Annotated in this window: 1 protein-coding gene and 2 pseudogenes; all 3 read left to right on the forward strand. The window is 39.3% G+C overall.

Features of this window, described 5'->3' with window-relative positions:
• Nucleotides 1-302 precede the first annotated feature (302 nt).
• A pseudogene (locus tag KTQ90_RS13405) lies at nt 303-398 on the forward strand (DUF4134 family protein); the annotation flags it as partial.
• Between the two features lie 15 nt (nt 399-413).
• Complete coding sequence (locus KTQ90_RS13410) at nt 414-710, forward strand: DUF4133 domain-containing protein (protein WP_254359728.1); 297 nt, start codon at nt 414-416, stop codon at nt 708-710.
• A gap of 109 nt (nt 711-819) precedes the next feature.
• Nucleotides 820-1,125 (forward strand): annotated as a pseudogene (locus KTQ90_RS13825) (conjugal transfer protein TraG); the annotation flags it as partial.
• Between the last annotated feature and the right edge of the window lie 56 nt (nt 1,126-1,181).

Here is a 1,181-nt window from a genome sequence, read left to right on the forward strand (position 1 = left end):
TAACTTTAACTTTTGTTAGGCATGTATTCTATTTCAAATATGTTATCAATGAGGGAGGTGACTACTGCTTTTTAGTGAGTTCATAGCTTTACATAATATAGGTTCAATATGAGATTCATACACAATCCAACTTCGTCTCTTAATGATAGAATCGGAAAATTACCATTGTTTTCTGTGTTAATTTTTGTTTTCTGATGCTTTCATTTTGGGGTTTCTTGATTTTGTTGTTCCTAATTTGTTTCTTTCGTCATTTTGTCATTCCAATTAGTATTGATTATCAGTATATTACGAGCAATCAGTAAGATTTCAAGAAGAAGATCATGATGACCGTCGGTGCTTGTATCTTCCTGATTGCCGCTGCCAATGCTCTCCCGCTCTTCTTTGGTATCAGTAACTAATCCAAACGTCGTGTTATGGCAGAGATGACAGAGACAAACATGGAATACCAGATGTTTAAGGGATTGCAGCGTCCTTTGGAGTTCATGGGACTTCAGGGACGCTACATCACTTGGGCAGCCGTCACCGCCGGTGTCGGCATATTGGGCTTCATGTTGGTTTACGCTCTGGTTGGTTTCCTTATCGCATTGGCATTTGCAGCAGTTTCCATAAGTAGTGGAATTTGCCTTATAATGGTCAAGCAACGAAAAGGACTCTACTCAAAGAAAAACGACAAGGGCATTTATGTCTATGCTTACAGAGAGCGTTTGTGAAATCATTTACAGCCGATGGGAAATGTAAAGTTATAACATAGTAAACAATCAACGGGTAGGCTCGATCCACGGCGGTAAGAGTCTACCCTTACTTGTATAAACAAAAACAATGGTCATTTACGTTATCATTTTTCTGATTGCCGTATGCCTTGGCATGGCAATTTCCGTGTATTCTTTCGGCACAGGGAGCAAACGAGCCAAAATCTTCAAGGAAATCTATTTCTCCATCGAGGACATAGATGGTATCGGTGTGTTATACACCAAAACCGGTGAGTTTTCTGCTATACTTACAATGCAGAACCCAGTACAGAAATTCTGCGCTGACATAAATGAGTATAATTCATTCTCCAATCTGTTGTCATCACTGATGTCAACCCTTGGTGAAGGCTATTCCATCCACAAGCAGGATTTTTTCCGAAAAATTCTGCTAAAATATGCCGAATAGCTAAAAATGAGCGATTTACAAGTGTT

It is taken from the genome of Leyella stercorea, from assembly GCF_019052365.1.
Taxonomy (GTDB): domain Bacteria; phylum Bacteroidota; class Bacteroidia; order Bacteroidales; family Bacteroidaceae; genus Prevotella.

Coding starts and splice junctions, on each gene's coding strand:
- KTQ90_RS13410 (WP_254359728.1), top strand. CDS start 414: ATGGCAGAGATGACAGAGACAAACATGGAATACCAGATGTTTAAGGGA.